At 74.1% G+C, this 2,350-nt stretch carries 2 protein-coding genes; one reads left to right on the top strand and one right to left on the bottom strand.

Going from position 1 to position 2,350, the window contains the following annotated elements:
* Nucleotides 1-377 precede the first annotated feature (377 nt).
* The gene (locus tag SACPADRAFT_RS0202650) at nucleotides 378-1,451 is read left to right on the top strand and encodes a quinone-dependent dihydroorotate dehydrogenase (RefSeq protein ID WP_007027315.1); all 1,074 of its coding nucleotides are present in this window, start codon (nucleotides 378-380) and stop codon (nucleotides 1,449-1,451) included.
* A gap of 16 nt (nucleotides 1,452-1,467) precedes the next feature.
* Here the strand turns inward: SACPADRAFT_RS0202650 and SACPADRAFT_RS25185 are convergent.
* On the bottom strand, nucleotides 1,468-2,350 hold an 883-nt coding region (locus tag SACPADRAFT_RS25185; protein ID WP_456153873.1), incomplete at its 5' end, for an allophanate hydrolase-related protein.

Here is a 2,350-nt window from a genome sequence, read left to right as displayed (position 1 = left end):
GCGGGCCCGCGGCGACCCGTGCCGGGCTGTTCGCCCGCGGGGAAATCACGTTGCCGGACCGCCGTGGAGCGGCCTAGCGTGGCGGTACACGGGAAAGGAGGTGGTCCAACAGTGCACAGCGACAGGACCCGTGAGGTGACGCTCCACTGACGGAGCACACGGACCACTGGCGAGTGAGTGATGTGTGCCCGCCGGTGAATACCAGGCGCTCACCGGCCCCCGACGCTCCCGGGACCCGGTCCGACCCGGGCCCGCACGACTGACGGCGTGCGGGAGTCGCGTCGGGGGTTCCCCCAACCCTCCGGTGCGGCGCACACGGCGCAGCCGACCGGGGGAGCCCCGCGTGGCGCGGGAGCGGACTGCCGGATACTGGGTGCGTGTTGTTCGACAGGATCGTCCGCCCCGGCCTGTACCGGCTCGCCCGTGGGGACGCGGAGACGGTGCACGAACGGACGGTGCGCGCACTGGGGGGGCTCGCCCGGACGCGACCGCTGACCCGTGGCCTGCGCCGGTACTACGGGATCGACAACCCCACCACGGTCTTCGGTGTCCGGTTCCCCAACCCGGTGGGACTGGCCGCCGGGATGGACAAGGACGGTCGGGCACCGGGGGCATGGCCCGCGCTCGGCTTCGGGTTCGTGGAGCTCGGCACCGTCACCCGGCTCGCCCAACCCGGGAACCCGCGACCGCGGTTGTTCGCCCTGCCGGACAGCGAGGCGGTGCTCAACCGGATGGGGTTCAACAACGACGGCGCCGACGCGCTGGCCCGGCGGCTCGCCCAGCACGGAAAGCCGGAGATCCCGCTCGGAATCAGCATCGGCAAGTCGAAGGTGACACCGGTCGCGGACGCCATCGACGACTACCGCGCCTCCCTGACCGCCCTGCACCCCTACGCCGACTACGTGGCGGTCAATGTCAGCTCGCCCAACACCCCCGGTCTCCGGACGCTGCAGGACCGCGGGGCACTCACGGAGCTGCTGACGGAGCTGACCCGCACCTCGGCCACGCTGGCGCGCGAGGCGGGACGCACACCCGTCCCGCTGCTGGTCAAGCTCTCCCCGGACCTCTCGACCGAGGCGATCGCCGAACTGCTCGACGTCTGCGTGTCCCACGGGGTCGCGGGGGTCATCGCCACGAACACCACGCTCGCCCGGGACGGTCTCACCTCCCGGGACGCGGCGCTGGCCGACGAGGCCGGCGGGCTGTCCGGACGTCCGCTCGCCGCCCGGGCACGGGAGGTGGTGCGGTTCGTGCACGACGAGGCGGGAGACCGGCTGCCGGTCGTGGCGGTCGGCGGGATCTGCACCCCGGACGACGCGGAACGCATGCGCGACGCCGGGGCGAGTCTCGTCCAGCTCTACACCGGCTTCGCACTGCACGGTCCCGCACTCGTCCGCCGGGTGAATCGTGCGCTCGCCGCGCGGCCGGTCCACGGGGCGGCCGGGGCCTGACCGGGCCGTCGGGACACTAGACCGGGGTTGCCGGACGTACGCTCGGCCGCTGGGTGCTCAGATGCCGCAGATAGGCACGCCAGCAGCCCCACGCGGTCACGTCGGTGCCGTGTTCGGCCGCGGTCGGCGCGCACAGGACACCCAGGACGCAGCGGCCGTCGGCGAGCTCGACACCCCCGAGCCGCATGGGGGGCCGCAGATGCGCGGCCAGTTCGCCCAGCCCCGAGGGCGACACCAACCACCGTTCGGCGGCGAGTGGGACGAGCGGTCCGTGGTGCGTCCCGCCGACCGACTCGGCGGGCACGACCCCGGCGTCGGGTGGATCCTGCCCGAGAGCGATCAAGCGGTAACGCGGTGCGGTGGTGACCGGGTCGGCGAACCGGGCCGACACACGGGCGAGTTCCTCCTGCCGCGGCTGCCCCCGCAGGTAGCCGCCGGACACCACGAGGTTGAGTCCGATCCCGGGGTAGGGCGTCGCCGTCTGCGCCCCCGTGAGGGCCCCCGCGAGATCCAGGACGACCTGATCGTCGAAGGCCTTGCCCAGTACGCCGACACCGCCGCTGTCGGGCAGCGCGACGGCCGCCGTGTCGAGCCGGGTCAGCAGACGGGCCAGGCCGGCGTCCCCGTGGCCCCACGGCAGGACGAGCGCGTCGTGCTCGGCCAGCGCGGCCGCGGTGTTCTCGGCCGCGGTGTTCTCGGCCGTACCCCGCGCGGCCGCACCCGACGACGCCTCCGCGAGGTCGATCTCGTCGACCACGGACCCGGCGGCACGGAGCGAGTCGGCGGTGGACCCCAGCCCGTGCCGGGTCTCGGGGGCGAGCGACTCGGCCCACCGACCACCGGAGACGGCGACGTGCGGATGGTCACCGGCGCTGAGCCTGGTCCGGTCCGGCCAGTCC

Origin of the sequence: Saccharomonospora iraqiensis subsp. paurometabolica YIM 90007, assembly GCF_000231035.2 — a bacterium.
Taxonomy (GTDB): domain Bacteria; phylum Actinomycetota; class Actinomycetes; order Mycobacteriales; family Pseudonocardiaceae; genus Saccharomonospora; species Saccharomonospora paurometabolica.
The sequence above is the reverse complement of the archived record's forward strand: the minus strand, read 5'-3'. Positions and strand labels throughout refer to the sequence as shown.